The following is a 20,507-nucleotide window of genomic DNA, read 5'->3' as shown; positions in this document are numbered from 1 at the left end:
CCGGGCACCGACGAGGTGCGCCCATGACACTCGTGCAGGAAGAGGACACCGTGACGGCAGCAAACATGCGCTCGCCGTGGCGGATCGGCACGCGCGGCAGCCTGCTCGCGCTCACCCAGGCGGGCACGATCCGCGACGAACTGGTCGCCGCGGGGCATCCGGCCGAGCTGGTGGTGATCAAGACCGCGGGCGATCTGTCCGCCGAGCCGGTGCAGCAGATCGGGGTCGGCGTCTTCACCTCCGCGCTGCGCGACGAACTCGTCGCGGGCACCATCGACATCGCGGTGCACTCGTACAAGGATCTGCCGACCGCACAGGACGAGCGTTTCACCATCGCCGCCATCCCGGCGCGCGAGGACCCGCGCGACGCACTGGTGGCGCGCGACGGTCTCGTGCTCGGTGAGCTGCCGCCGGGGGCCAAGGTCGGCACGTCCGCGCCGCGGCGCGCGTCGCAGTTGCGGGCGCTCGGTCTCGGCCTGGACATCGTGGCGCTGCGCGGCAATCTGGACACCCGGCTGCGCAAGGTCAGCGAGGGGCAGCTGGACGCGGTCGTGGTCGCCAAGGCCGGGCTCGCCCGGATCGGCAGACTCGACGCGGTCACCGAGGCGCTGGAGCCGGTACAGATGCTGCCCGCGCCCGGTCAGGGTGCGCTGGCGATCGAATGCCGCAGCGACGCCGCCGAACTCATCGAGGCGCTCGCGGCCTTCGACGACGCCGCCACCCGCGCGGCGATCACCGCGGAGCGGGCGTTGCTCGCCGAACTGGAGGCGGGATGCTCCGCACCGGTCGGCGCGCTGGCCGAGGTGGTCGAGTCGATCGACGACGACGGGCGCATCTTCGACGAGCTCTCGCTGCGCGGCTGTGCCGCCGCCGTCGACGGTTCCGACGTGCTCAGAGCGTCGGTGGTCGGCGCGCCGGAGAACGCGGAGCAGCTCGGCCGCGCGCTGGCCCGCGAACTACTGGAACTGGGCGCGCGTGAGCTGCTCAGTGTGCCCGAACCGGATGCCGGTTCATCCACCTCGGCGGTGAGTGCGCCCGCCACAGACTTCACCCAACCCAGCCCAATGGAGAACAGCCAATGAGCGCGCGAGCAACTAAGAAGCACCCCGGTCGGATCCTTTTCGTCGGGTCGGGTCCCGGTGACCCGGCGTTGCTGACGGTGCGTGCCCGCGAGGTGATCGGGCGCGCCACCCTGGCGTTCACCGACCCCGATGTGGACAAGGGCGTGCTCGCCCTGATCGGGACCGCGGTCGAGCCCGGCCCGGACGGTGAACGCCCGGTCGACGTGCGGCCCGCGCTCGGTGAACCCGCCGAGGTGGCCAAGACGCTGATCGCGGAGGCCCGCAACGGCTTCGACGTGGTCCGGGTGGTCGCCGGCGATCCGCTCACCACCGATTCGGTGATCGCCGAGGTGAACGCGGTGACCCGCTCGCACATGGTGTTCGAGGTGCTGCCCGGGCTGCCCAACGGCTCGGCCGTGCCCAGCTACGCCGGCATCGCGCTCGGCTCCGGGCACACCGAGGCGGACGTGCGCGGCGAAGTGGACTGGGCCGCGCTCGCCGCCGCGCCGGGACCGCTGGTGCTGCACGCGACCTCGGGCCACCTGGCCGAAACCGCCAGTGCCCTGGTGGAACACGGGATGGCGCCGCAGACCCCGGTCGCGGTGACCGTACGCGGCACCACCCGCCAGCAGCGCACCATCGAGGCGACCCTGGCCACGCTGAACAGCGCCGCCTCCGAGCTGGTCGGCCCGCTGGTGGTGACCATCGGCAAGGTGGTCGCGTCCCGGTCGAAGATGTCCTGGTGGGAGTCGCGCGCCCTGTACGGCTGGACCGTGCTGGTGCCGCGCACCAAGGATCAGGCGGGGGAGATGAGCGAGCGGCTCGTCACCCACGGTGCCATCCCGATGGAGGTGCCGACCATCGCGGTCGAGCCGCCGCGCAGCCCCGCCCAGATGGAGCGGGCGGTCAAGGGTCTGGTCGACGGCCGGTACCAGTGGGTGGTGTTCACCTCCACCAACGCGGTGCGCGCGGTGTGGGAGAAGTTCGCCGAATTCGGTTTGGACGCACGGGCTTTCTCCGGCGTGAAGATCGCCTGCGTCGGTGAGGCCACCGCGGACAAGGTGCGTTCGTTCGGCATCAATCCGGAACTGGTCCCCAGCGGGGAACAGTCCTCCGAGGGCCTGCTCGCCGACTTCCCGCCCTATGACGACGTTTTCGATCCGGTGAACCGGGTCCTGTTGCCGCGCGCCGATATCGCGACCGAGACGCTGGCCGAGGGGCTGCGCGACCGGGGCTGGGAAATCGACGACGTGACCGCCTACCGCACGGTGCGCGCCTCGCCGCCGCCCGCGGAGACCCGCGAGATGATCAAGACCGGTGGTTTCGACGCGGTCCTGTTCACCTCGTCCTCCACGGTCCGCAACCTGGTCGGCATCGCGGGCAAGCCGCACGCGCGCACCATCGTCGCGTGTATCGGCCCGAAGACCGCCGAGACCGCCATCGAGTTCGGTTTGCGCGTCGACGTGCAGCCCGAGGTCGCGCAGGTCGGTCCGCTGGTCGAGGCGCTCGCCGAGCACGCCGCCCGGCTCCGCGCCGAGGGCCTGCTGCCGCCGCCGCGGAAGAAGAGCCGCCGCAGCCGCTGACCCCGGCTGCTGGATCGTCACACCGCCCGAACCGAATCCGGTTCGGGCGGTGCTGTTTTCGGACGACACCGTGCTATCGACGGCACCGTTTGACCGCTGGCATGGTTTGACCGCTGGCATGGTTTGACCGCTGGCATGGTTGGACCGTCGGCGCGGCTTGGTCGCCGGCCAGGGTCGACTGACGGCGTGGCTTGACCGCCAGCGCGGGTTGACTGACGGCACCGCTTCCTGGCGCCGTTGCTCTCCTGGCAGGGTTGCATACCCGCGACACGGTCGCGTGCCGCAGGTCTGCGGGGTGGGCGAAAACCTCAGTGCCGCTTGCGGATCAGCGTGCGCACCATGGTGCAGGTGGTGTCCGACGGCGGGCGGATGCCGATCACGTCCGCGGTGTAGCGGATGCGCTTGTTGTTGGCTTCGCTCGCGTTGTACACCCCGGAATCGAGCAGCGCGATGGTCAGTCGCATCGCCTTGAGCTTCCGGTTGTGCCGGACATACCAGGACCGCGGGCGCCCCGCGGGCAGTCTCTTCTTCTCCAGCGGTGTGTAGGGACTATCGATCAGAACGGTCTTCGTCGCGGGCACAGGCTTCCCTCCCGATGCGATCGGAGGCTCGGCGAGCCCCCTCGAACACTGTTTCGATTATACCGCCGACCACCGACAAAAACCCCTGGCCGCAACGTTTTTGGCCCGTGCCCAGCACACTTGCCGCGCCCGGTTGGACGCGCGTCGCGCGGGGCCCAGCCGTCGTGTGGCAGCAAGGCACCGCGGTCGTGCGGCGGCGGGGTCTGCGGTCGTGCGGCGGCGGGTCTGCGGTCGAGCGGTAGAGGGGTCCCGCGGTCGTGCGTTAGAGGGATCAGCGGTCTTGCGGCAGAGGGGTCAGAGGTCGTGCAGGAGTTGCAGGGATTGGGGGTGGCCGAGCGCGGCGGCGCGTTCCAGCCAGCGGCGGGCTTCCTGCTGGGCCGGGGTGCGGCCGGTCGCGATCAGCGCGGCGGCGCGCAGCACGCCCGGCTCGGACAGGTCGCCCGAGAACGGGACCGATTCCTGCTCGCGCAGGTAGAGGGCAAGGCGGAACATCGAATCCGGATCGTCCGCGTCGGCGCCGCGGCGCAGCCAGTACTCGCCGCCCGCGGTGTCGCCCTGTTCGAGATACAGCCAGCCCAGGATGGCCATCGCGTCGGTGCGGCCGCGGCGGATGGCCTCGGTGAGCAGGGCGACGGCGCGCTCGACTGCGCCCCGCCGCGCCAGATACAAGCCGAGGGTGCGCATGGCGGTGGGATGCCCGGCTGCCGCGGCGCGTTCGTACCACTGCTCGGCGGACTCGGCGTCGCCGCGCCGATTCGCGACGACGCCCATATTGCACAGCGCCTCCGGTGAACCGTCCTCGGCCGCGGGCCGCAGCCACCGCTCGGCCTCGTCGATCTGGCCGCGTTCCAGATGCACCAGCCCGAGTTGCACGTCCGCGCCCACGCAACCCGCCGCGACCGCGGCCTCCAGCCAGTGCACCGCCTCCGCGATCCGGCCGTGCGTACCGCACAGCAACCCGAGGTCGGCCATCGCGGTCCCGCTGCCGCGCTCGGCGGCGCGCCGGAACCACCGCTCGGCACCCGCGAGATCGCTCGCGTCGCGCAGCAACTGCGCGAGCTGTTCCATCGCGCCGATATCGCCGCGTTCGGCGATCGCCCGCAACGCGTCCAGCCTGCGTTCGCGAGCGGTCGGCACGGGGTCCGGCCGCGGGTCGAGGAACAGCGGGAGCGCCCCGGTATCCACCGGATACGCGTCGTCGGGGAGTTCACCGCGTTCGCGCCGGGCGATGGATTCGCTCCATGCGGCGAACCGGTCGTCGTCGGGGCCGATCTCGACCATCCCGTGCGCGATGGTCCCGTCCGGCTGCTTGCCGTGCCACGGAATCAGCAGCCGCCCGTCGGGCAGTCGCCGCGCTCCCGGCGGGGGCTGCTCCTGCGGGCCTGCGTCGGGAGTCATCGCGGACCTTTCAGGCCGAATCGGAGGTGCCGTGCCGGTAGCCGTTGGCTTCGGCGTAGCCGGCGAGTTGGGAGTCGTAGCTGCTGAGGCTGTCCAGCAGCCAGGTGTCTCCAGTGTCCTTCACTACCACTATCGGCCCTTTGACGCCGGGCGTGAGCACCGGCGTCGAGCCGTCGGTGTACCAGGACGTGGTGGACCAGGGAAACACGAACGCCCAGCCCACATCGGAGACGTGTCCCTGCGGCGCGAGCTGGAACGGGTCGGCGGGTGTGGCGAAGCGTGCGCTGTGCTGGGCGAGCAGGTGCCGGGCGCTGTTGCGCGCGACGCGGATGTCGAGCGGACCGGTCGCGGTGTTCGGGAACGGCAGGTTCGCGTCCGGCAGGGCGCTGAGCTGTCGCCCGCCCGCCACCGAGACGTGACACGGCCTGCTCTGCAGGCGCAGGAAGATGGTGTGCGCGGTATCGGAGAAACGCAGCTGCGCGGTGGCGTCCTCGGTGTGCCCGACCAGATGCCTGCCCTGACTCTGTACCCATTCGCGCTCGTCCGGCCGCATGCCCAGGTCGACGAAGGCCGCGCGGGCCACCGTCATGAGGTCGGCTTCGGCTGACTGCCGGGCGATCAGCTCGACCCGGAAGATCTGCCTGCTGCCGTCCACGGCCCGCCACGCGCGCAGCGTCGTCCGGGGTGGCGCCAGTCCGCCGGTGAGCACCGGCCACCAGTCCGCGAGCAGTACCGCCACCCACGATTCGAAGTCGGCGGCTCGGGCCAGCGAGATTTCGGTGTGCGATTCGGTCATGAAGTCCCCCAGGGGGTCTCGCCCTCCTGTCGGAGTATGCGCCATCGATCCGGGGCAGCGGTGTGATTTCGAGCACCGTGGCAGCCGAAGACCAGCCGGGTTCCAATTCACCCCGTGCTCGCGGGAAACCGGCAGCTCCGCGGCGGCCGGGCCCGTGGGTGCGCGCCGGGCGCTCGCGACACCGTCCGGCGCCGGGCGTATGGTGCGGATATGACCGGAATGGACCGCCCACGGCGGTTGCGCCGTACCCCCGCCCTGCGTCGACTCGTGGCCGAAACCACACTGGAGCCACGGCAATTGGTGTTGCCGATGTTCGTGGCCGACGGCCTGGAAGAGCCGCGGGAAATCAGTTCCATGCCGGGGGTCGTGCAGCATTCGATGGACTCGCTGCGCAAGGCCGCCGTCGAGGCGGTGACCGCGGGCGTCGGCGGGCTCATGCTGTTCGGCATCCCGCGCCCGGAGGACAAGGACGCCACCGGCAGCCAGGCCAGTGATCCGGACGGCATTCTGAACCGCGGTCTGCGGGCGCTGTCCGACGAGGTCGGCTCGGCCACCGTGCTCATGGCCGACACCTGTCTCGACGAGTTCACCGACCACGGGCACTGCGGTGTGGTCGCCGCCGACGGATCCGTGGACAACGACGCCACCCTGCACCGCTACGTCGAGATGGCGCTGGCCCAGGCCGCCGCCGGCGCCGATCTGCTCGGCACCAGCGGCATGATGGACGGCCAGGTCGGCGCGATCCGCCGCGGCCTGGACGCGGTGGGCCGCACCGATACCGGCATCCTGGCCTACGCCGCCAAGTACGCCTCGGCGTTCTACGGCCCGTTCCGTGAGGCCGTCGCCTCCTCGCTGGAGGGCGACCGGCGCACCTACCAGCAGGACCCGGCGAACCGCCGCGAAGCGATCCGGGAACTGGACCTCGACCTCGCCGAGGGCGCGGACCTGGTGATGGTGAAGCCGGCCATGTCGTACCTGGACATCCTGCGCGACGTCGCCGACCATTCGCCGGTGCCGGTCGCCGCCTACCAGATCTCCGGCGAGTACGCGATGATCACCGCCGCCGCCGAGCGGGGCTGGATCGACCGCCGCGGCGCCGTGCTCGAATCGCTCATGGGCATCCGCCGGGCCGGTGCGGACATCGTGCTCACCTACTGGGCGACCGAGGCCGCACACTGGTTGTCGTGAACAACCTGCCGAGACCGATCGGCGCGCCGTACCCGCCCGCGCCGCCGCCGATGCCGACGGATGTGGGTACCGCCCGGCAATTGTGGTGGGGCGTGGTCGGATTCGGTGTCGTCCAGCTGGTCGCGATGGTGCTCGACGGGTTCGCGCAGCGGCACAGCTTCGCCAAGCAGATCTTCGATCAGGCCAAGGAAAAGGACCCGCAGGTCACCATGGCCAGCGTCGAGCTGATGGTGGCGCTGGTCTTCGTGGTCCTGGTGGTGCTCGGGCTCGCGGTCGCCGGGGTGGCGCTGCTGATCGTGCACCAGTTCGCCCGCGGCAAGCTCTGGGCGCGCACGCTGCTGACCATCGCGGGGGTCTGGCTCATCGTGGTCGGCGTCGGCGCGCTGTTCGCGTTCAACTCGGTGACGGGGGCCGCCTCGCTGGTCGCCGGCGGTGCCGCGATCGTCCAGGCGGTGCTCGCGGGCGGCGCCGTCTACCTGGCCCACCGGCCGGAAGCCACCGCGTATTTCCTGGTGAGCCGACGGTGAACGACCGCTACCCGAATTTGTCGGGGCCAGGCCGGCATGTATCGTGAGGGTTGTCACAGTGGACATGGGAACCGGTAGTTGGCTGTCAAGCGTTGTCGTGCGTTGCAGATGGCTCCGGGGAATCGGAGGCATCAATGCGAGTGGTGATCCAACAGCCGCAGAGCATTCGGCGCGAGCTGGCCGTGTTGAGCCTGCTGGTCCTGTTCGGGGTGGTCACCGTCGCCGTGCTGCTGCTGCCCGGCCTCACTCGCTGATCCTGTCCTCTCCCTTGACCGTTCGCGGTGCCTGTTCGGTTCGACGCGCCCTGGTGGGCGTCGCATGACCCCCACGCACGACGACGCGAATGTCCTGTTCGCCGAGCCGGGTGCGCGCTGGCGGACCACCGCCTACGGGCCGATTCTGTGCCTGATCATCCTGATCCTGGAGCTGGCGACCGGTAGCGCCGTGCACTGGTTCGCGCTGCTCTTCTGTGGCTCGCTGATCGCGGGTTTCGTTGTGCTGCAAGTGATCGCAGGGCGCCGCCACGTCAGTGTCGAGCTCACCGGCACCGCGCTGCGGCAGGGCACGGAAACCTTGCCGCTCAGCGCCGTCGCCGCGGTGCTGCCCGAACGCGACGAGGACGCGTGGGACGACGAGGACTGGGAATCCGCGCGGGCGCTCGGCGAGCTGAGCGGCGTACCGCGCCGGCGCACCGCCATCGGCCTGCGCCTGGCCGACGGTGGATTCGTGCAAGCATGGGCCAAGGATCACCGGGCGCTGCGGGCCGCGCTCGGCACGGCCCTCGGCCAGTCGGCCGAGGACGCCATCGGCCGGCCCGCCGAGACGGCCCTCGGCGCACCCGCCGACGATGCCGCCGCGCCGGATCCCGGGCCCGACACACCAGGCACCGAGAACGAACCCAGCGAGAACGGAGCGGACCGATGAAGGGTTGGATCGCGGTGGTCGCCGGGGAGATCGGTTTGGCCGTGCTCGTGCTCGTCGCCGGGGTGGCCAGCTGGCGCAACGGCATTCGGACCACCACGTTCGCCGCGCTCGATCCGGCGCCGGAATTCGTCGCGACGCGCTATGTGGGGCCGTGGCTGTTGCTCGCCGCGGTGCTCGGCGCCGTCGCGGGGCTGCTCGTCATCGACGCGGTCACCCGGACGGTGCGGCGGCGCCGGGCGCGCTGAACTCGGCCGCGCCGGCCGTTTCGTTTCCCGATTCGCGGGAACATCCGACCCATGAAACCCACAGTCCCCGTCAAGCGCACGCTCTTCGGCGTCGCGGCCGCCGGTCTGATCGGCACGGCAACCGTGGTCACGGCCGCGGCGGCGCCCGCCGAGGTTTCCGCCGCCGGGCCCGTCGCGCCGCCGCCCGCCCTCGTCCAATCCCCGCCCGCGCCACTGCTGCACGCGCTGCCCGCGCCGCTGGCCTGCCTCGCGACCACCGGTTCGGCGCTGTTCTGCCTCGGGATCACCTAGGGGGCCGGCTAGCGTCGCTGTCCAGGGTGGGCCACAATGCCGCTGCGGCCGTTAGGATTTCGGCTGTCATTCGGACGTGCCAATCAAGAGGACAGGGTTTGATGAACCGGCTTGCTGTGAAAGTCTGTGCCGCACTGGCGTTTGCCACCGCGATCGGGATCGGCGCCGCGCCCGCGGGCGCGAACACCGGCCTGCCGCTGGAGCCCGCGGCGGTGACCGCGGGCGCGGTCGACGCGCCGGTGCTCGTGCCGGACTCCGGTTCCGCGGGCCCGTACAACTCGTTCATGTGCTTCCTGCACACGATCGTCCCGCAGGCGCCGTGCATGTACGCCTGAGCCGGTCCGGCTAGCCCGGCGCTAGCCCCAGTTCTGGTAGATGTCGAGCACGCGGCCGTTGCGGGTGCCGGGCGCGTTCAGGAACAGGGTGATCGTCCCGTCGGGACGATCGGCCGCCTCCATGATCGCCTGCCGCAGCGACGCGTGCACGCCACCGTTCTCGTCCTTGTAGATCCCGGTATCGGGCTTCAGGCCGACGCCGATCCGGTTGAGCGGCACCACCATGCTGACCAGCGCCGGGATCGGGCCGCCCGCGACGGTCCGGGTTTCCTCATGACTCAGTTGCAGCCCCAGCCGATCGGGCTGCGCGACCGGCTCGGCCGCCTGCGCGGAACCCGCGCCGAGCACGATCCCCGCGCCTGCGAGCGCCGTGGACACCGCAGCACTGAACATGGCAAACCGCATGAAAACCCTCTCGGCCGATGATTGTTGACGCCCGAGATTACGGGTCGGCAATCTGCCGGCCATCGAATACGGCGTAAATGTTGTTCCGGCGTGTTGCGGTGTGCATCACCACCACCGCCCCCTGTCGTCGCCCCCGTCCGAGCGGGCTGCGACACTGGAGGTCGTGAGTTCTTCTCCGCGCGTGACCAGCGCATCGGTGCCGGTTTCCGCTCAGCTCTTCGACCGGGCTTGTTCGGTGATTCCGGGTGGGGTCAATTCCCCGGTGCGCGCCTTCAACTCGGTCGGCGGCACACCGCGATTCATCGCGTCCGCCAACGGTTACACCCTGCTCGACGCCGACGGCAACGAGTACGTCGACCTGGTGTGTTCCTGGGGCCCGATGATTCTCGGCCACGCGCATCCCGAGGTGGTCGACGCGGTGCGGCGTGCCGCGGTCGGCGGCCTGTCGTTCGGCGCGCCCACCGAGGCGGAGATCGAACTGGCCGAGGCCATCGCCGCGCGGGTGGGTCCGGTGGATCGGGTCCGCCTGGTGAACTCCGGCACCGAGGCGACGATGAGCGCGGTGCGCCTGGCGCGCGGCTACACCGGACGCGCCAAGATCATCAAGTTCTCCGGTTGCTATCACGGGCATGTCGACGCGTTGCTCGCCGACGCGGGGTCCGGCGTGGCGACCCTCGGGCTACCGACCTCCCCCGGGGTCACCGGCGCCCAGGCGGCCGACACCCTCGTGCTGCCGTACAACGATCTGGAGGCCGTCGCCGCCGCCTTCGCCGCGCATCCCGGCTCGATCGCCTGTGTGATCACCGAGGCCGCCGCGGGCAACATGGGCACCGTCGCGCCGCAGCCCGGTTTCAACGCGGGCCTGCGCCGGCTCACCGCCGAGCACGGCGCGCTGCTCATCATGGACGAGGTGATGACCGGCTTCCGGGTGAGCAAGGCGGGGTGGTTCGGGCGCGAGGGCGTCGTCGCCGACCTCTACACCTTCGGCAAAGTGATGAGCGGCGGCCTGCCCGCCGCCGCGTTCGGCGGCCGCGCCGAGATCATGAATCACCTGGCCCCGCTCGGCCCGGTCTATCAGGCGGGCACGCTGTCCGGGAACCCGGTCGCGGTCGCCGCCGGGCTCGCCACGCTGCGCGCGGCCGACGACGCGGTGTACGCGGCGCTGGACCGTAACGCCCAACGGCTCGGCGCGCTCTTCGGTGAGGCGCTGGGTGCGGCCGGGGTCGAGCACCGGGTGCAGTTCGCGGGCAATATGGTGAGCGTGTTCTTCACCGAACGCCCGGTCACCGACTACGCCGCCGCCAAGGCGAGCCAGACCTGGCGCTACCCCGCGTTCTTCCACGCCCTGCTGGACGGTGGCGTGTACGCGCCGCCGAGCGCGTTCGAGACCTGGTTCGTCTCCGCGGCACTCGACGAGGACGCGTTCGACCGTATCGCCGCAGCCCTGCCCGCCGCCGCACACGCGGCCGCGGCCGCCACTCCCGAAGGATCCCGCGCGTGAGCCCCGATCACGATCAGCCCGACGCCGACAAGCGCGAGCTAGAGCAGCCCACCGAAGCCGCAGGCCCGGCCGAGACGCCGGTTGCCGACGTCGCGGGTGGCGACCCCGGGGTGGAACTCGCCGGGCTCGGCGCGGCGCCGGTGACCGCTGCCGCCGCCGCGTCTGCCGTGGCAGGGTCGGACGCCGCGGACTCCGACGAGGCCGGCTCCGTCGCCGGGCTGGGGGTCGCCCCGGTCACCGATTCCGACGCAGCCGATTCGACGGTCATCGACGCGGGCGCGCAGTTCGCCGCCGCCGCGTCCGGCGGCGTGGAGCCGACTCCTCGGCTCGACGAAAAGGACAGTGCGGCTTCGAGTTCCGAGGCCAAGAAGCCCTTGGCGGCCGCCTTCCAGCACGGCACCGAGCCGGTCGAGACGATCGTGCACGTGCTGCGCCACGGCGAGGTGCACAACCCGAACGGGATCCTCTACGGCCGGCTGCCCGGTTTCAGCCTCTCGGTGGCGGGCCGCTCGCAGGCCGGCGCCGTCGCGCGCACGCTGGCCGACCACGACATCGCGGTGGTCATCGCGTCGCCGCTGCAGCGCGCGCAGGAGACCGCGGAACCCATTGCCGCGCAACACCACCTGATCGTGCGCACGGACGAGAACCTGATCGAGGCGGGCAACACGTTCGAGGGCCTGCGGGTCTCGGTCGGTGACGGCGCGCTGCGCAAACCGCGGCACTGGTGGAAGCTGCGCGACCCGTTCACCCCGTCCTGGGGCGAGCCGTACCTGCAGATCGCGCACCGGATGCTGGCCGCGGTGAACAAGGCGCGGGTGGAGGCGGCCGGGCGCGAAGCCGTGCTCGTCTCGCACCAGCTGCCGGTCTGGACGCTGCGCCGCTTCCTGCAGGGCCAGCGGCTCTGGCACGACCCGCGGGTGCGGCAGTGCTCGCTCGCCTCGCTGACGTCGCTGGTCTACCAGGGCGACACGCTCGTCGATATCGTCTACTCCGAGCCCGCCGGTGGTTCGGACCCCGCGGTACACGGCGCATGATCTCGTCCGCCGCGTTCGCCACCCCGCCTGCCCGCTCGGTCCGGCGGGTGGTTCCCGTCCTCCTCGCGTGCCTGGCTTTGATCGCCGGGGTCGCGGGTTGCGCCGGCGGTACGGACGCGGTGGCCTCGGGCGGCACCTTCGAATTCGTCTCGCCGGGCGGCAAGACCGAGATCTTCTACGATCCGCCCAGCGCGCGCGGCACCATCGGCCCGCTGTCCGGGCCCGACCTGATGACTGCGGGCAAGACCGTCTCGGTCGCCGATTTCGCGGGCAAGGTCGTGGTGCTCAACCTGTGGGGACAGTGGTGCGGACCCTGCCGCGCCGAAGCCCCCGCGCTCGAAAAGGTTTATGAGGCAACGAAAGACAGCGGCGTTGCCTTCCTCGGTATCAATGTCCGGGACCCGCAGCAGGACAAGGCGCAGGACTTCGTGGTCGACAACAAGGTCGGCTACCCGTCCATCTACGACCCGTCCATGCGTACGCTGCTCGCGCTCGGCGGGAACTTCCCGACCAGCGTCATCCCCACCACCCTCGTCTTGGATCGTCAGCACCGCGTCGCCGCGGTGTTCCTGCGCTCGTTGCTGGCCGACGATCTGCAACCGATCGTTCAAAAAATCGCCTCGGAGGAAGCACAGTGAATCGCGATCGCCGCACCCGTACCCTGCGTGCCTGTCGACCCCGGCAGGGGGCTCGCCGCATCGGCGGCGCCTGGGCCGTGGACGACCGGTGGAAGGGCATCGCCACCGTGCCGCGCAGCGTGGCCGCGGACTCGTTGCTCGACTTCGGCGTGCTGTTCGGCGCGACCGAGGGACCGCGTGAACCGCGCATCGTGGTGCGCGGCGACGAAGAGCCGGTCGAGCAGACACCGGATGGTGAAAACGGGTGAATCGCGCGTCTAGCCCGGTGGCGCGGTGATGGTGCTGGCCGCCGTGGGTGATTCGTTCCAGCAGACCGCGGCGACCGGGCCGTTGCTGCTGGCACTCGGCGCCTGCCTGCTGGCCGGCCTGGTGTCGTTCGCGTCGCCGTGCGTCGTGCCGCTGGTGCCCGGGTACCTGTCCTACCTGGCCGGGCTGGTCGGCGCCGAGGCGCCGCCCGCGACGGTCGCGCAAGCTCAAGGGGCGCAAGGCGGTTCGGTCGCGGTCGAAAAGCCCGCGCGCAGCGGGCGGATGCGGGTCGCGGGCGCGGCCGGGCTGTTCGTCGCGGGCTTCACCGTGGTGTTCGTGCTCGCCACCGCCACGGTTTTCGGCGTCATCCAGACACTCAACGTCAATCGTGAACTGCTGCAACGGATCGGCGGTGTGGTCACCATCCTGATGGGGCTGGTCTTCATCGGCCTGGTCCCCGCGCTGCAGCGCGACACCAGGATGCAACCGCGCCGGCTCACCAGCATCGCGGGCGCCCCGCTGCTCGGCGGCGTCTTCGCGCTCGGCTGGACGCCGTGCCTGGGCCCCACGCTGTCCGGCGTGATGGCGGTCGCCGCGGGTACCGACGGCACCACCGCGGTGCGCGGGGTGGCGCTGATCGTCGCCTACTGCCTCGGCCTCGGGCTGCCGTTCGTGATCCTCGCCTTCGGTTCGGCCAGCGCGCTGCGCGGCGTCGGCTGGTTGCGGCGCAATTCGCGCACCATCCAGGTCGTCGGCGGACTGCTGCTGGTCGCGGTGGGCGCGGCCCTGGTCACCGGGATCTGGGACCAGTTCGTCGGCTGGGTGCGCGACGCCTTCGTCTCCGAGGTGACGCTGCCGATATGAGCACGAACAGCATTGATTCGAGGACGGAAAGCGATCGAGTGACGGGCGAACCGGCGACCGGACAGCGGCCGCCGCGGCAATCGCTGCCCGGGCGCGCGCTGGCGTTCGTGCGCAACACCTGGCGCGGCCTGACCAGCATGCGCACCGCGCTGGTGCTGCTGTTCCTGCTCGCGCTTGCCGCGATCCCCGGCGCCCTGCTGCCGCAGCGCAGCCTGAACGAGCAGAAGGTCGCCCAGTACATCGCCGACCGGCCGACGCTCGGACCGTGGATGGACCGGTTCGAGTTGTTCGACGTGTTCGGCAGCTTCTGGTTCACGGCCATCTATGTGCTGCTGTTCATTTCGCTGGTCGGCTGCATCCTGCCGCGCTGCTTCGACCACTACCGCGCGCTGCGCACCCCGCCGGTGCGCGCGCCGCGCAATCTGACCCGGCTGCCGCACCACTACTCCGGCACCGCCGAGCAGACGCCCGACGAGGTGGTCGCGCAGGTGCGCGCCGGATTGCGCGGTTGGCGCACCGAGGTCCGGCCCGGCGCCAAGGACGGCGAGATCACGCTCTCCGCGGAGAAGGGCTACACCCGCGAGCTCGGTAACCTGGTCTTCCACCTCGCGCTGGTCGGACTGCTCGTCGCCATCGCGGTCGGCAAGTTGTTCGGCTACGAGGGCAACGTCATCGTCGTCGCGAACGACGGCCCCGGTTTCTGCACCACCTCGCCCGCCGTGTTCGACTCGTTCAAAGCGGGCAACGTCAACGACGGCACCGGCATGACGCCGATCTGCGTGCGGGTCAAGGACTTCAAGGCCGACTACCTGGCCAACGGCCAGGCGGAGATGTTCACCTCGAACATCGAATACCAGGCCGAGGGTGATCTGCAGACCAACACCTGGCGGTCCACCCGCATCCAGGTGAACCATCCGCTGCGGGTCGCGGGCGACCGGATCTACCTGCAGGGCCACGGCTACGCGCCGAAATTCACCGTCACCTTCCCGAACGGGCAGACCCGCACCGAATCGATCCAGTGGCGTCCGGACGACGTGATGACCTTCCTGTCCAGCGGGGTGCTGCGGATCGACCCGCCGGGCGGCATGTACGCCACCGACGAGGAACGCCGCAAGAACCAGATCGCCATCGAAGGGCTGTTCGCGCCGACCGCGCTGTTCCACGGCAGCCTGATGACCTCGTCGTTCCCCGCGATGAACGATCCGGCCGTCGCGGTCGACATCTACCGCGGCGACACCGGCCTGGACACCGGCAAGCCGCAGTCGCTGTTCGCGCTCGACACCGAACAGGTCAAACAGGGCCGGTTGACCAAAGAAGCCAGGGTGAACCTGCGTCCCGGCGAGTCGACCAGCCTGCCCAACGGCACCAAGGTGACCTTCGACGGGGCGCAGGAGTTCGCGAACCTGCAGGTGTCGCACGATCCGGCGCAGCAGTGGGTGCTGGTGAGCGCGGTGATCATGATGCTCGGCCTGCTGGTCTCGCTGCTGGTGAAGCGGCGGCGGATCTGGGTCCGGGTCTACCCGGCCGAGAGCGCAGCCGGTACCTTGGACAAACGACGCACTGTAGTAGAGATGGGCGGGCTGGCTCGGACCGATCAAGCGGGCTGGGGCGGCGAGTTCGATCAGCTGCGTGCGCGCCTGCTGGACGGTCCGTCCGACGCGAAGACCACGGGAGACTAGAGATGCCGATCAACGAGACCATCGCGCGCTACAGCGATTTCTCGTTCAAGACCGCGATCGTGGTCTACGCGCTGGTGCTCGTGCTGCTCATCTGGCAGTACGCCACCGCGCGCAGCCGTCAGGTCGCCGAGCGCGAACTCGTGGCCGTCGGTGGTCCCGCCGTCGATCCCACCGCACCCGGCCGGATCACCGCCCCGCCCGCGAAGACGCTGTCCGAGCGGCTCGGCAACACGGCGTTCTCCGTGCTCGTCGTCGCGATCGTCTTGCATATCGCCTCGATCGTGTTGCGCGGCTTCGCCACCCACCGTTTCCCGCTCGGCAACATGTACGAGTTCGTCACCATGGCGACGGCCGCCGCCATCGTCGTGGGTGTGCTGTTCCTGCGCGAGCCGCGGTATCGGGCGATGTGGGTGTTCCTGCTCGTCCCGGTGCTGATCCTGCTGTTCCTCGCCGGCACCGTCCTCTACGCCGACGCCGCCCCGGTGGTGCCCGCGCTGAAATCGTTCTGGCTGCCCGTGCACGTCACCATCGTCAGCATCGGCAGCGGTGTCTTCCTGTTCGCCGGCGTCGCCAGCCTGCTGTTCCTGTTCCGCCTGCGGCAGCCCGACGGCGCCGAGTCCACCGGCTTCCTCGGCGCCATCGCCCGTCGCCTCCCCGACGCCCGCACCCTGGACCGGCTCGCCTACAAAACCACCATCATCGGCTTCCCCCTCTTCGGTGCCGGCGTCATCCTCGGCGCCATCTGGGCCGAAGCCGCCTGGGGCCGCTTCTGGGGCTGGGACCCCAAGGAAACTTGCTCCTTCATCGCCTGGGTCCTCTACGCCGCCTACCTGCACGCCCGCGCCACCTCCGGCTGGCGCGACACCAAAGCCGCCTGGATCAACGTAGCCGCCTTCATAGCCATGCTCTTCAACCTCTTCATCATCAACATGGTGATCAGCGGCCTGCACAGCTACGCCGGGCTGAACTAATCGGCGTCTAACCGCACGTCCGACCCGTCTTCCGCATCGGAGGTCCCTGGCTCGTCGGCATTCGTACGCAGTAAGTACGCAGTGGACCAACAGCGACGGCCCTGACTTGCCGTGTGGCGCACCGGGGTTCGGTGTAGGCAGTCTGTGATGCCTGTGGGGTGGCCCTACGGTGTGGGCGGGCAGATGGGGCGGGTGAGCGTTTGGGATATGGGGTTGAGGGTCTTGGGCATTGGGGCGCTCGGGGGTGGGGCATAGGTTGTTTCTGGTAACGGAAACAAGGGCGTTGGGTGGCGCTCGCTAGTGGATGGGAAGAGCTGTGGCGCTTGCGATTGGTGTTATTTTGCCGACTTCTACGCCGGATCCGGGGCAGCCGATTTTGGGGGATGTGCGGGGGAGTGCTCGGCTGGCGGAGGGGCTCGGGCTCGAATCTGTCTGGTCTACGGATCATTTGGTGGCGAGTGCGCCGATGTTGGACAGCACGGTGGTGTTGGCGACTGCGGCGGCGGTGACGGAGCGGATCAAGGTGGGGTACAACGTGATGCTGCTGGCGTTGCGGCCGACGGCGTGGGCGGCGAAGCAGGTCAGTAGTTTGCAGTTCGTTTCGGGCGACCGGCTGTTGCTGGGCGTGGGGACCGGGAATCCGGCGCATGGTGATATCGGTTGGCGCGCTGCCGGTTTCGAGTTCGCCGATCGTGGGCGGCGCACGGACGAGGCGCTGCGGGTGCTGCCCGCGTTGATCGCCGGCGAGCCCGCGGCGATCAACGGCGTCGAAGCAACGCTGTCGCCCGGTTCGGTCGTCCCACCGATTCTGGTGGCAGGCAACGGGTCTCGTGCACGCCGCCGGGCGGCGGAATTCGCGGACGGCTGGATCACGCTGCGCCCCGATGTCGCCGATCTACCCCGGGAAATATCCGAGTTGGCCGCACTCGCCGAAGAATTCGGCAAACCAGCACCGAAAGTCACTGTCGTGGCCCCGGATCTACCCGCCGACCTCGCCGCTGCCACCGGCCACCTCGCCGCTCACGCCGCGGCTGGCGTCGACCGCGTCATCCTCGCCCCCACCGGCCCGGATTGGCAGCGAGACTACGAATTCGCCGCCGAACTCCACGCCGCTCTGTGAGGCGGCGGCACCTGCCGAGTACGCTTCCACCCGCTCGCGCGACACCACACCTGTCTCCGCGGTGTGGAACATTCCGCAAGCGTTCCTGGGCAACTGGCGGGGTGCAGCCGAGGACGGGCAGCGGGTGTTCGATCTCGAGGTGACCATCAAACCGGGCAAGAATTCCGAGGAACTGGTTCTCGTCACGCAGACCGAGCGCATTTCCGGCAACCGGTGCGAAACCATCGATCGCGTCATCACCGTCGACGAAACCGAGCTGACGCCGGCGGCTCGTCCGGTCGGCGGCGCGGACTGCGCGGCGGTCGAAGGCAGGTCGGTCGTCCGCCTCCGAACTGACGGCTCCCTCACATACACCGGCCCTGTTCGTACAGTCACTCTTTACCGGGCATAGAAAATTCACGAGTAGTCGCGAAAGGTCATCAGGAACCCCGCCAACGCGACCACGAGCAACGCGAGATACGCGGCGACCCGTAGCGCGACCCACGGGAGGTCGGCCACCCACAACCCGCTGATCATGGCCGCGAGCATCATCACCATGCCGTAGAACGGCGTCCGCTGCGGATGATCGCCCATGCGCCGGGCTTACCCGCCGAAGCGCGACCACACCCCTTGACGAAAGGACGTGGCGCACATCACGGTCTAAGCGGCGTGCCGTTCGGGAAGAGGCCGTGTCTTGTCTACATGCGAGGCGCTGATCCGGCGCTCGACGGCTCGATGGGACGGACTCTTGGAATCCGAATACTTCACCTATCTCCCGGCGGCGGTTGTGAATGCGGACGGGAATCTGGTCAGTCAATTGAACGACACGGCGCTGCGCAGGCTGGCACGGACCGCGGCAGGGCTGTCGGTGGAGGCTCAACAGTATCTGACGATGCTCGCGAACCAGCTCCGCGACAGCGAGGGGCTGCCGGGGCTGGACGTCATCGACGGGTGAGTTGTTCAGGCGCGACGGGTATTCGGCGCGAACGCTCAGCGTTCGTTGCCGCCGGAATCGCCGTCGCGATGCTGGCGGGAGAGCCGCCAGAGGAATTCCGGATCGTCGTCCGGGCCCATGATGCGTTTACGCGGTGAACGCGCGGGAGCGCTCGGGGTCGACCCGGCGGACTTCTCCGGGCCGAACGCTTTCCAGCACAACACCGCGACTGCCACGACCGCGATGAGTGCCAACAGGTACGTCACGTCGCTCACCTCCTGTTTACGAGGGTAGTCCCGCGCGTAGCTCCCGCACACCGCAGACGTGAAATCGCCTGCCACGGGTGGGCGCGGGCCCCGGCACGATGGGCCCGCGCAGCCCGAGTCAGCGCGAGGTCGCCTCGGTGGTGAGCGACTTGAGCAGCTGCATCACTTCTGATTCACGGAACCGGCGATGCCCGCCCGGTGTGCGCAACGACCCGAGTCGACCGGCATGCGCCCAGCGCGTGACCGTCTTCGGATCGACGTGGAACATGGCAGCAACCTGCCCTGGCGTCAGCAGGGTGTCCTGGCCGCCGACGGTGATCGCACTCATAGCAAACCTCTCCGTTCTCGACAGTTCCCTCATCAGATGGCGACATCGTTGCACTGAAACCCCTAGGTACTCGAACCACCTACTGTTGGTAAAGGGGAAGTAATAGACAAAACGGATACGCGTTCGACCTCGGCGCGAGGCGCGGCCCGAGGGCGGGCAACAGCTTCGCATAGGCTGAGCGACGTGAGTGACGCAACTCCACCGGATGGTGCTCCAGGACAGCAAACCGCTGGCGCGGGTCGTCGGCTCGCCCGCAACCTCGGCCTGTACACGCTGGCCCGGCTGGCGCTGGTCGTGGTGATCACGGTGCTGATCGTGCTGGTGGCCCAGCTGGTGTCGGTGGACATCCCGCTGGTCGTCGCCGCGCTGTTCGCGCTGATCATCGCTATGCCGCTCTCGCTGATGCTGTTCAAGCGGTTGCGCGTGCGGGTGAACGAGGACATCGCCGTGGTGGACGAGCGTCGCCGCCACGACAAGGCCCAACTGCGGGCTCGGTTGCGCGGCGAGGCGCCTGAGGACGGCGCCCCGTGAAGGCCTGCGATCGCAGCACGCCGCGCGACTGGGTCGACAACGCGGTCCGGTTGATCGACGCCGACGCGCAGCGCAGCGCCGACACGCACCTGCTCCGCTATCCGCTGCCCGCGGAGTGGAACGTGCAGCTGTACCTGAAGGACGAATCCACGCACATCACCGGCAGTCTCAAGCACCGGCTGGCGCGCTCGCTGTTCCTGTACGCGATCTGCAACGGCTGGGTGCACGAGGGCACCACGGTGGTGGAGGCCTCGTCGGGTTCGACCGCGGTGAGCGAGGCGTATTTCGCGAAACTGCTCGGCCTGGATTTCGTCGCGGTGATGCCGGCGAGTACCTCGCCGCAGAAGATCGCCTTGATCGAAGCACAAGGCGGCCGTTGCCATTTCGTGCAACGCCCGCCGGACATGTACACCGAGGCGGCCCGGCTGGCCGCCGAATGCGGTGGCCACTACATGGATCAGTTCACCCACGCCGAGCGCGCCACCGACTGGCGGGGCAACAACAACATCGCCGAATCCATTTTCCAGCAAATGGCTTTGGAGTCGCATCCGGTGCCGGACTGGGTGGTGGTCGGCGCGGGCACCGGCGGCACCAGCGCGACCATCGGGCGCTACATCCGATACCGCAGGCACGCAACGAGATTGGCGGTCGTCGACCCGGAGAACTCCGCGTTCTATGGCGGCTACGAGACCGGTGACGCCGGCTATGAGACCGGAATGTCTTCGCGCATCGAAGGAATCGGCCGGCCGCGGGTGGAGCCGTCGTTCGTCGGTGAGGTGGTGGACCGGATGATCGAGGTGCCGGACGCGGGTTCGATCGCGGCCGCCCGCTACGCCAGCCGGGTGCTCGGCCGGCGCGTCGGCGGCTCGACCGGCACCAATCTGTGGGGCGTGTTCGCGATCATCGCCGAGATGCTGGCCGCGGGCCGTGGCGGCAGTGTGGTCACCCTGCTGTGTGACGGCGGAGATCGTTATGCCGGAACGTATTTCGATGACGCGTGGGTCGAATCGCAGGGCTTGAGCCTGGCCGAGCCGACCGCGATTCTGGACAAGTTCACCGCCACCGGCAACTGGGCGGGCTGA

Annotated in this window: 27 protein-coding genes; 20 read left to right on the top strand and 7 right to left on the bottom strand. The window is 69.7% G+C overall.

The features are described 5' to 3' along the window. Positions 1-23 precede the first annotated feature (23 nt). Both hemC and O3I_RS38965 read left to right on the top strand, forming a co-directional pair. Positions 24-1,082, top strand: a complete 1,059-nt coding sequence (gene hemC, locus O3I_RS38970) for a hydroxymethylbilane synthase (protein ID WP_014988563.1) — start codon at positions 24-26, stop codon at positions 1,080-1,082. Beyond that, positions 1,079-2,644 (top strand): uroporphyrinogen-III synthase, encoded by a 1,566-nt coding sequence (locus O3I_RS38965; protein WP_014988562.1) that lies wholly within the window; start codon positions 1,079-1,081, stop codon positions 2,642-2,644. Before hemC ends, O3I_RS38965 begins: the two co-directional genes overlap by 4 nt. 308 nt (positions 2,645-2,952) lie before the next feature. Here O3I_RS38965 and O3I_RS38960 read toward each other — a convergent pair whose 3' ends face one another. The 3 genes from O3I_RS38960 to O3I_RS38950 all read right to left on the bottom strand — a co-directional run bounded on the left by O3I_RS38960 (position 2,953) and on the right by O3I_RS38950 (position 5,419). Then, entirely contained in the window at positions 2,953-3,225 is a 273-nt protein-coding gene (locus O3I_RS38960) for a hypothetical protein (RefSeq protein ID WP_014988561.1), read from the bottom strand. Positions 3,226-3,519: 294 nt separating this feature from the next. Beyond that, complete coding sequence (locus O3I_RS43220) at positions 3,520-4,623, bottom strand: tetratricopeptide repeat protein (RefSeq protein WP_014988560.1); 1,104 nt, start codon at positions 4,621-4,623, stop codon at positions 3,520-3,522. 10 nt (positions 4,624-4,633) lie between these two features. After that, positions 4,634-5,419, bottom strand: coding sequence for a hypothetical protein (locus tag O3I_RS38950; protein WP_014988559.1), 786 nt, complete (start codon positions 5,417-5,419; stop codon positions 4,634-4,636). Between the two features lie 210 nt (positions 5,420-5,629). On the opposite strand from O3I_RS38950, the gene hemB reads away from it, so the two are divergent. From hemB to O3I_RS38920, 6 genes are all read left to right on the top strand, one after another. Continuing rightward, positions 5,630-6,607 carry a porphobilinogen synthase gene (gene hemB, locus O3I_RS38945; protein ID WP_041563152.1) on the top strand — a complete coding sequence of 326 codons (978 nt, stop codon included), beginning with the start codon at positions 5,630-5,632 and terminating at the stop codon, positions 6,605-6,607. Then, entirely contained in the window at positions 6,604-7,134 is a 531-nt protein-coding gene (locus O3I_RS38940) for a hypothetical protein (protein ID WP_014988557.1), read from the top strand. Before hemB ends, O3I_RS38940 begins: the two co-directional genes overlap by 4 nt. A 318-nt stretch (positions 7,135-7,452) precedes the next feature. Then, entirely contained in the window at positions 7,453-8,058 is a 606-nt protein-coding gene (locus O3I_RS38935; protein WP_014988556.1) for a hypothetical protein, read from the top strand. Beyond that, positions 8,055-8,303 carry a hypothetical protein gene (locus tag O3I_RS38930; protein ID WP_014988555.1) on the top strand — a complete coding sequence of 83 codons (249 nt, stop codon included), beginning with the start codon at positions 8,055-8,057 and terminating at the stop codon, positions 8,301-8,303. The genes O3I_RS38935 and O3I_RS38930 overlap by 4 nt, the downstream gene beginning before the upstream one ends. 51 nt (positions 8,304-8,354) lie before the next feature. Next, positions 8,355-8,594: a hypothetical protein gene (locus O3I_RS38925; protein WP_014988554.1), complete on the top strand. Its 240-nt coding sequence runs from the start codon at positions 8,355-8,357 to the stop codon at positions 8,592-8,594. A gap of 101 nt (positions 8,595-8,695) precedes the next feature. Then, a complete protein-coding gene (locus O3I_RS38920) occupies positions 8,696-8,929 on the top strand; it encodes a hypothetical protein (protein WP_014988553.1) in 234 nt (77 codons plus the stop codon). Positions 8,930-8,950: 21 nt separating this feature from the next. On the opposite strand, the gene O3I_RS38915 is transcribed toward O3I_RS38920, so the two are convergent. Next, positions 8,951-9,307: a hypothetical protein gene (locus O3I_RS38915; RefSeq protein ID WP_237748207.1), complete on the bottom strand. Its 357-nt coding sequence runs from the start codon at positions 9,305-9,307 to the stop codon at positions 8,951-8,953. 190 nt (positions 9,308-9,497) lie between these two features. Here O3I_RS38915 and hemL point away from each other — a divergent pair, with 190 nt between their 5' ends. From hemL to O3I_RS38870, 9 genes are all read left to right on the top strand, one after another. Beyond that, positions 9,498-10,835, top strand: coding sequence for a glutamate-1-semialdehyde 2,1-aminomutase (gene hemL / locus O3I_RS38910; RefSeq protein WP_041564887.1), 1,338 nt, complete (start codon positions 9,498-9,500; stop codon positions 10,833-10,835). A 374-nt stretch (positions 10,836-11,209) separates the two neighbouring features. Further along, positions 11,210-11,869 (top strand): histidine phosphatase family protein, encoded by a 660-nt coding sequence (locus O3I_RS38905; RefSeq protein ID WP_051067090.1) that lies wholly within the window; start codon positions 11,210-11,212, stop codon positions 11,867-11,869. After that, positions 11,866-12,507 carry a TlpA disulfide reductase family protein gene (locus O3I_RS38900; RefSeq protein WP_014988549.1) on the top strand — a complete coding sequence of 214 codons (642 nt, stop codon included), beginning with the start codon at positions 11,866-11,868 and terminating at the stop codon, positions 12,505-12,507. Before O3I_RS38905 ends, O3I_RS38900 begins: the two co-directional genes overlap by 4 nt. After that, entirely contained in the window at positions 12,504-12,755 is a 252-nt protein-coding gene (locus tag O3I_RS38895) for a hypothetical protein (protein WP_014988548.1), read from the top strand. Before O3I_RS38900 ends, O3I_RS38895 begins: the two co-directional genes overlap by 4 nt. Positions 12,756-12,783: 28 nt before the next feature. Then, positions 12,784-13,617 (top strand): cytochrome c biogenesis CcdA family protein, encoded by an 834-nt coding sequence (locus O3I_RS38890; RefSeq protein WP_014988547.1) that lies wholly within the window; start codon positions 12,784-12,786, stop codon positions 13,615-13,617. Next, positions 13,614-15,296 (top strand): cytochrome c biogenesis protein ResB, encoded by a 1,683-nt coding sequence (resB, locus tag O3I_RS38885; protein WP_081594245.1) that lies wholly within the window; start codon positions 13,614-13,616, stop codon positions 15,294-15,296. The genes O3I_RS38890 and resB overlap by 4 nt, the downstream gene beginning before the upstream one ends. A 2-nt stretch (positions 15,297-15,298) precedes the next feature. Further along, on the top strand, positions 15,299-16,267 hold the full coding sequence (gene ccsB / locus O3I_RS38880; RefSeq protein WP_014988545.1) for a c-type cytochrome biogenesis protein CcsB: 969 nt from the start codon (positions 15,299-15,301) through the stop codon (positions 16,265-16,267). Between the two features lie 304 nt (positions 16,268-16,571). Next, positions 16,572-17,387 (top strand): LLM class flavin-dependent oxidoreductase, encoded by an 816-nt coding sequence (locus O3I_RS38875; RefSeq protein ID WP_041563151.1) that lies wholly within the window; start codon positions 16,572-16,574, stop codon positions 17,385-17,387. Between the two features lie 61 nt (positions 17,388-17,448). Then, the gene (locus tag O3I_RS38870; RefSeq protein WP_014988543.1) at positions 17,449-17,778 is read left to right on the top strand and encodes a hypothetical protein; all 330 of its coding nucleotides are present in this window, start codon (positions 17,449-17,451) and stop codon (positions 17,776-17,778) included. Positions 17,779-17,783: 5 nt separating this feature from the next. Here O3I_RS38870 and O3I_RS45855 read toward each other — a convergent pair whose 3' ends face one another. Next, positions 17,784-17,960, bottom strand: coding sequence for a hypothetical protein (locus O3I_RS45855; protein ID WP_014988542.1), 177 nt, complete (start codon positions 17,958-17,960; stop codon positions 17,784-17,786). 100 nt (positions 17,961-18,060) lie between these two features. On the opposite strand from O3I_RS45855, the gene O3I_RS38865 reads away from it, so the two are divergent. Continuing rightward, positions 18,061-18,321, top strand: coding sequence for a hypothetical protein (locus O3I_RS38865; RefSeq protein ID WP_148282718.1), 261 nt, complete (start codon positions 18,061-18,063; stop codon positions 18,319-18,321). A 35-nt stretch (positions 18,322-18,356) separates the two neighbouring features. Here the strand turns inward: O3I_RS38865 and O3I_RS38860 are convergent, their stop codons facing one another. Next, positions 18,357-18,566, bottom strand: a complete 210-nt coding sequence (locus O3I_RS38860) for a hypothetical protein (protein WP_014988540.1) — start codon at positions 18,564-18,566, stop codon at positions 18,357-18,359. 118 nt (positions 18,567-18,684) lie between these two features. Next, positions 18,685-18,894, bottom strand: a complete 210-nt coding sequence (locus O3I_RS38855; RefSeq protein ID WP_014988539.1) for a BldC family transcriptional regulator — start codon at positions 18,892-18,894, stop codon at positions 18,685-18,687. Positions 18,895-19,077: 183 nt separating this feature from the next. On the opposite strand from O3I_RS38855, the gene O3I_RS38850 reads away from it, so the two are divergent. Continuing rightward, positions 19,078-19,425: a DUF4229 domain-containing protein gene (locus O3I_RS38850; protein ID WP_014988538.1), complete on the top strand. Its 348-nt coding sequence runs from the start codon at positions 19,078-19,080 to the stop codon at positions 19,423-19,425. After that, a complete protein-coding gene (locus O3I_RS38845) occupies positions 19,422-20,507 on the top strand; it encodes a PLP-dependent cysteine synthase family protein (protein WP_041563150.1) in 1,086 nt (361 codons plus the stop codon). The genes O3I_RS38850 and O3I_RS38845 overlap by 4 nt, the downstream gene beginning before the upstream one ends.

This window comes from Nocardia brasiliensis ATCC 700358 (assembly GCF_000250675.2).
GTDB classification, from domain to species: domain Bacteria; phylum Actinomycetota; class Actinomycetes; order Mycobacteriales; family Mycobacteriaceae; genus Nocardia; species Nocardia brasiliensis_B.
Note: the sequence above shows the minus strand (reverse complement) of the source record. Positions and strands in the feature narration are given on the sequence as shown.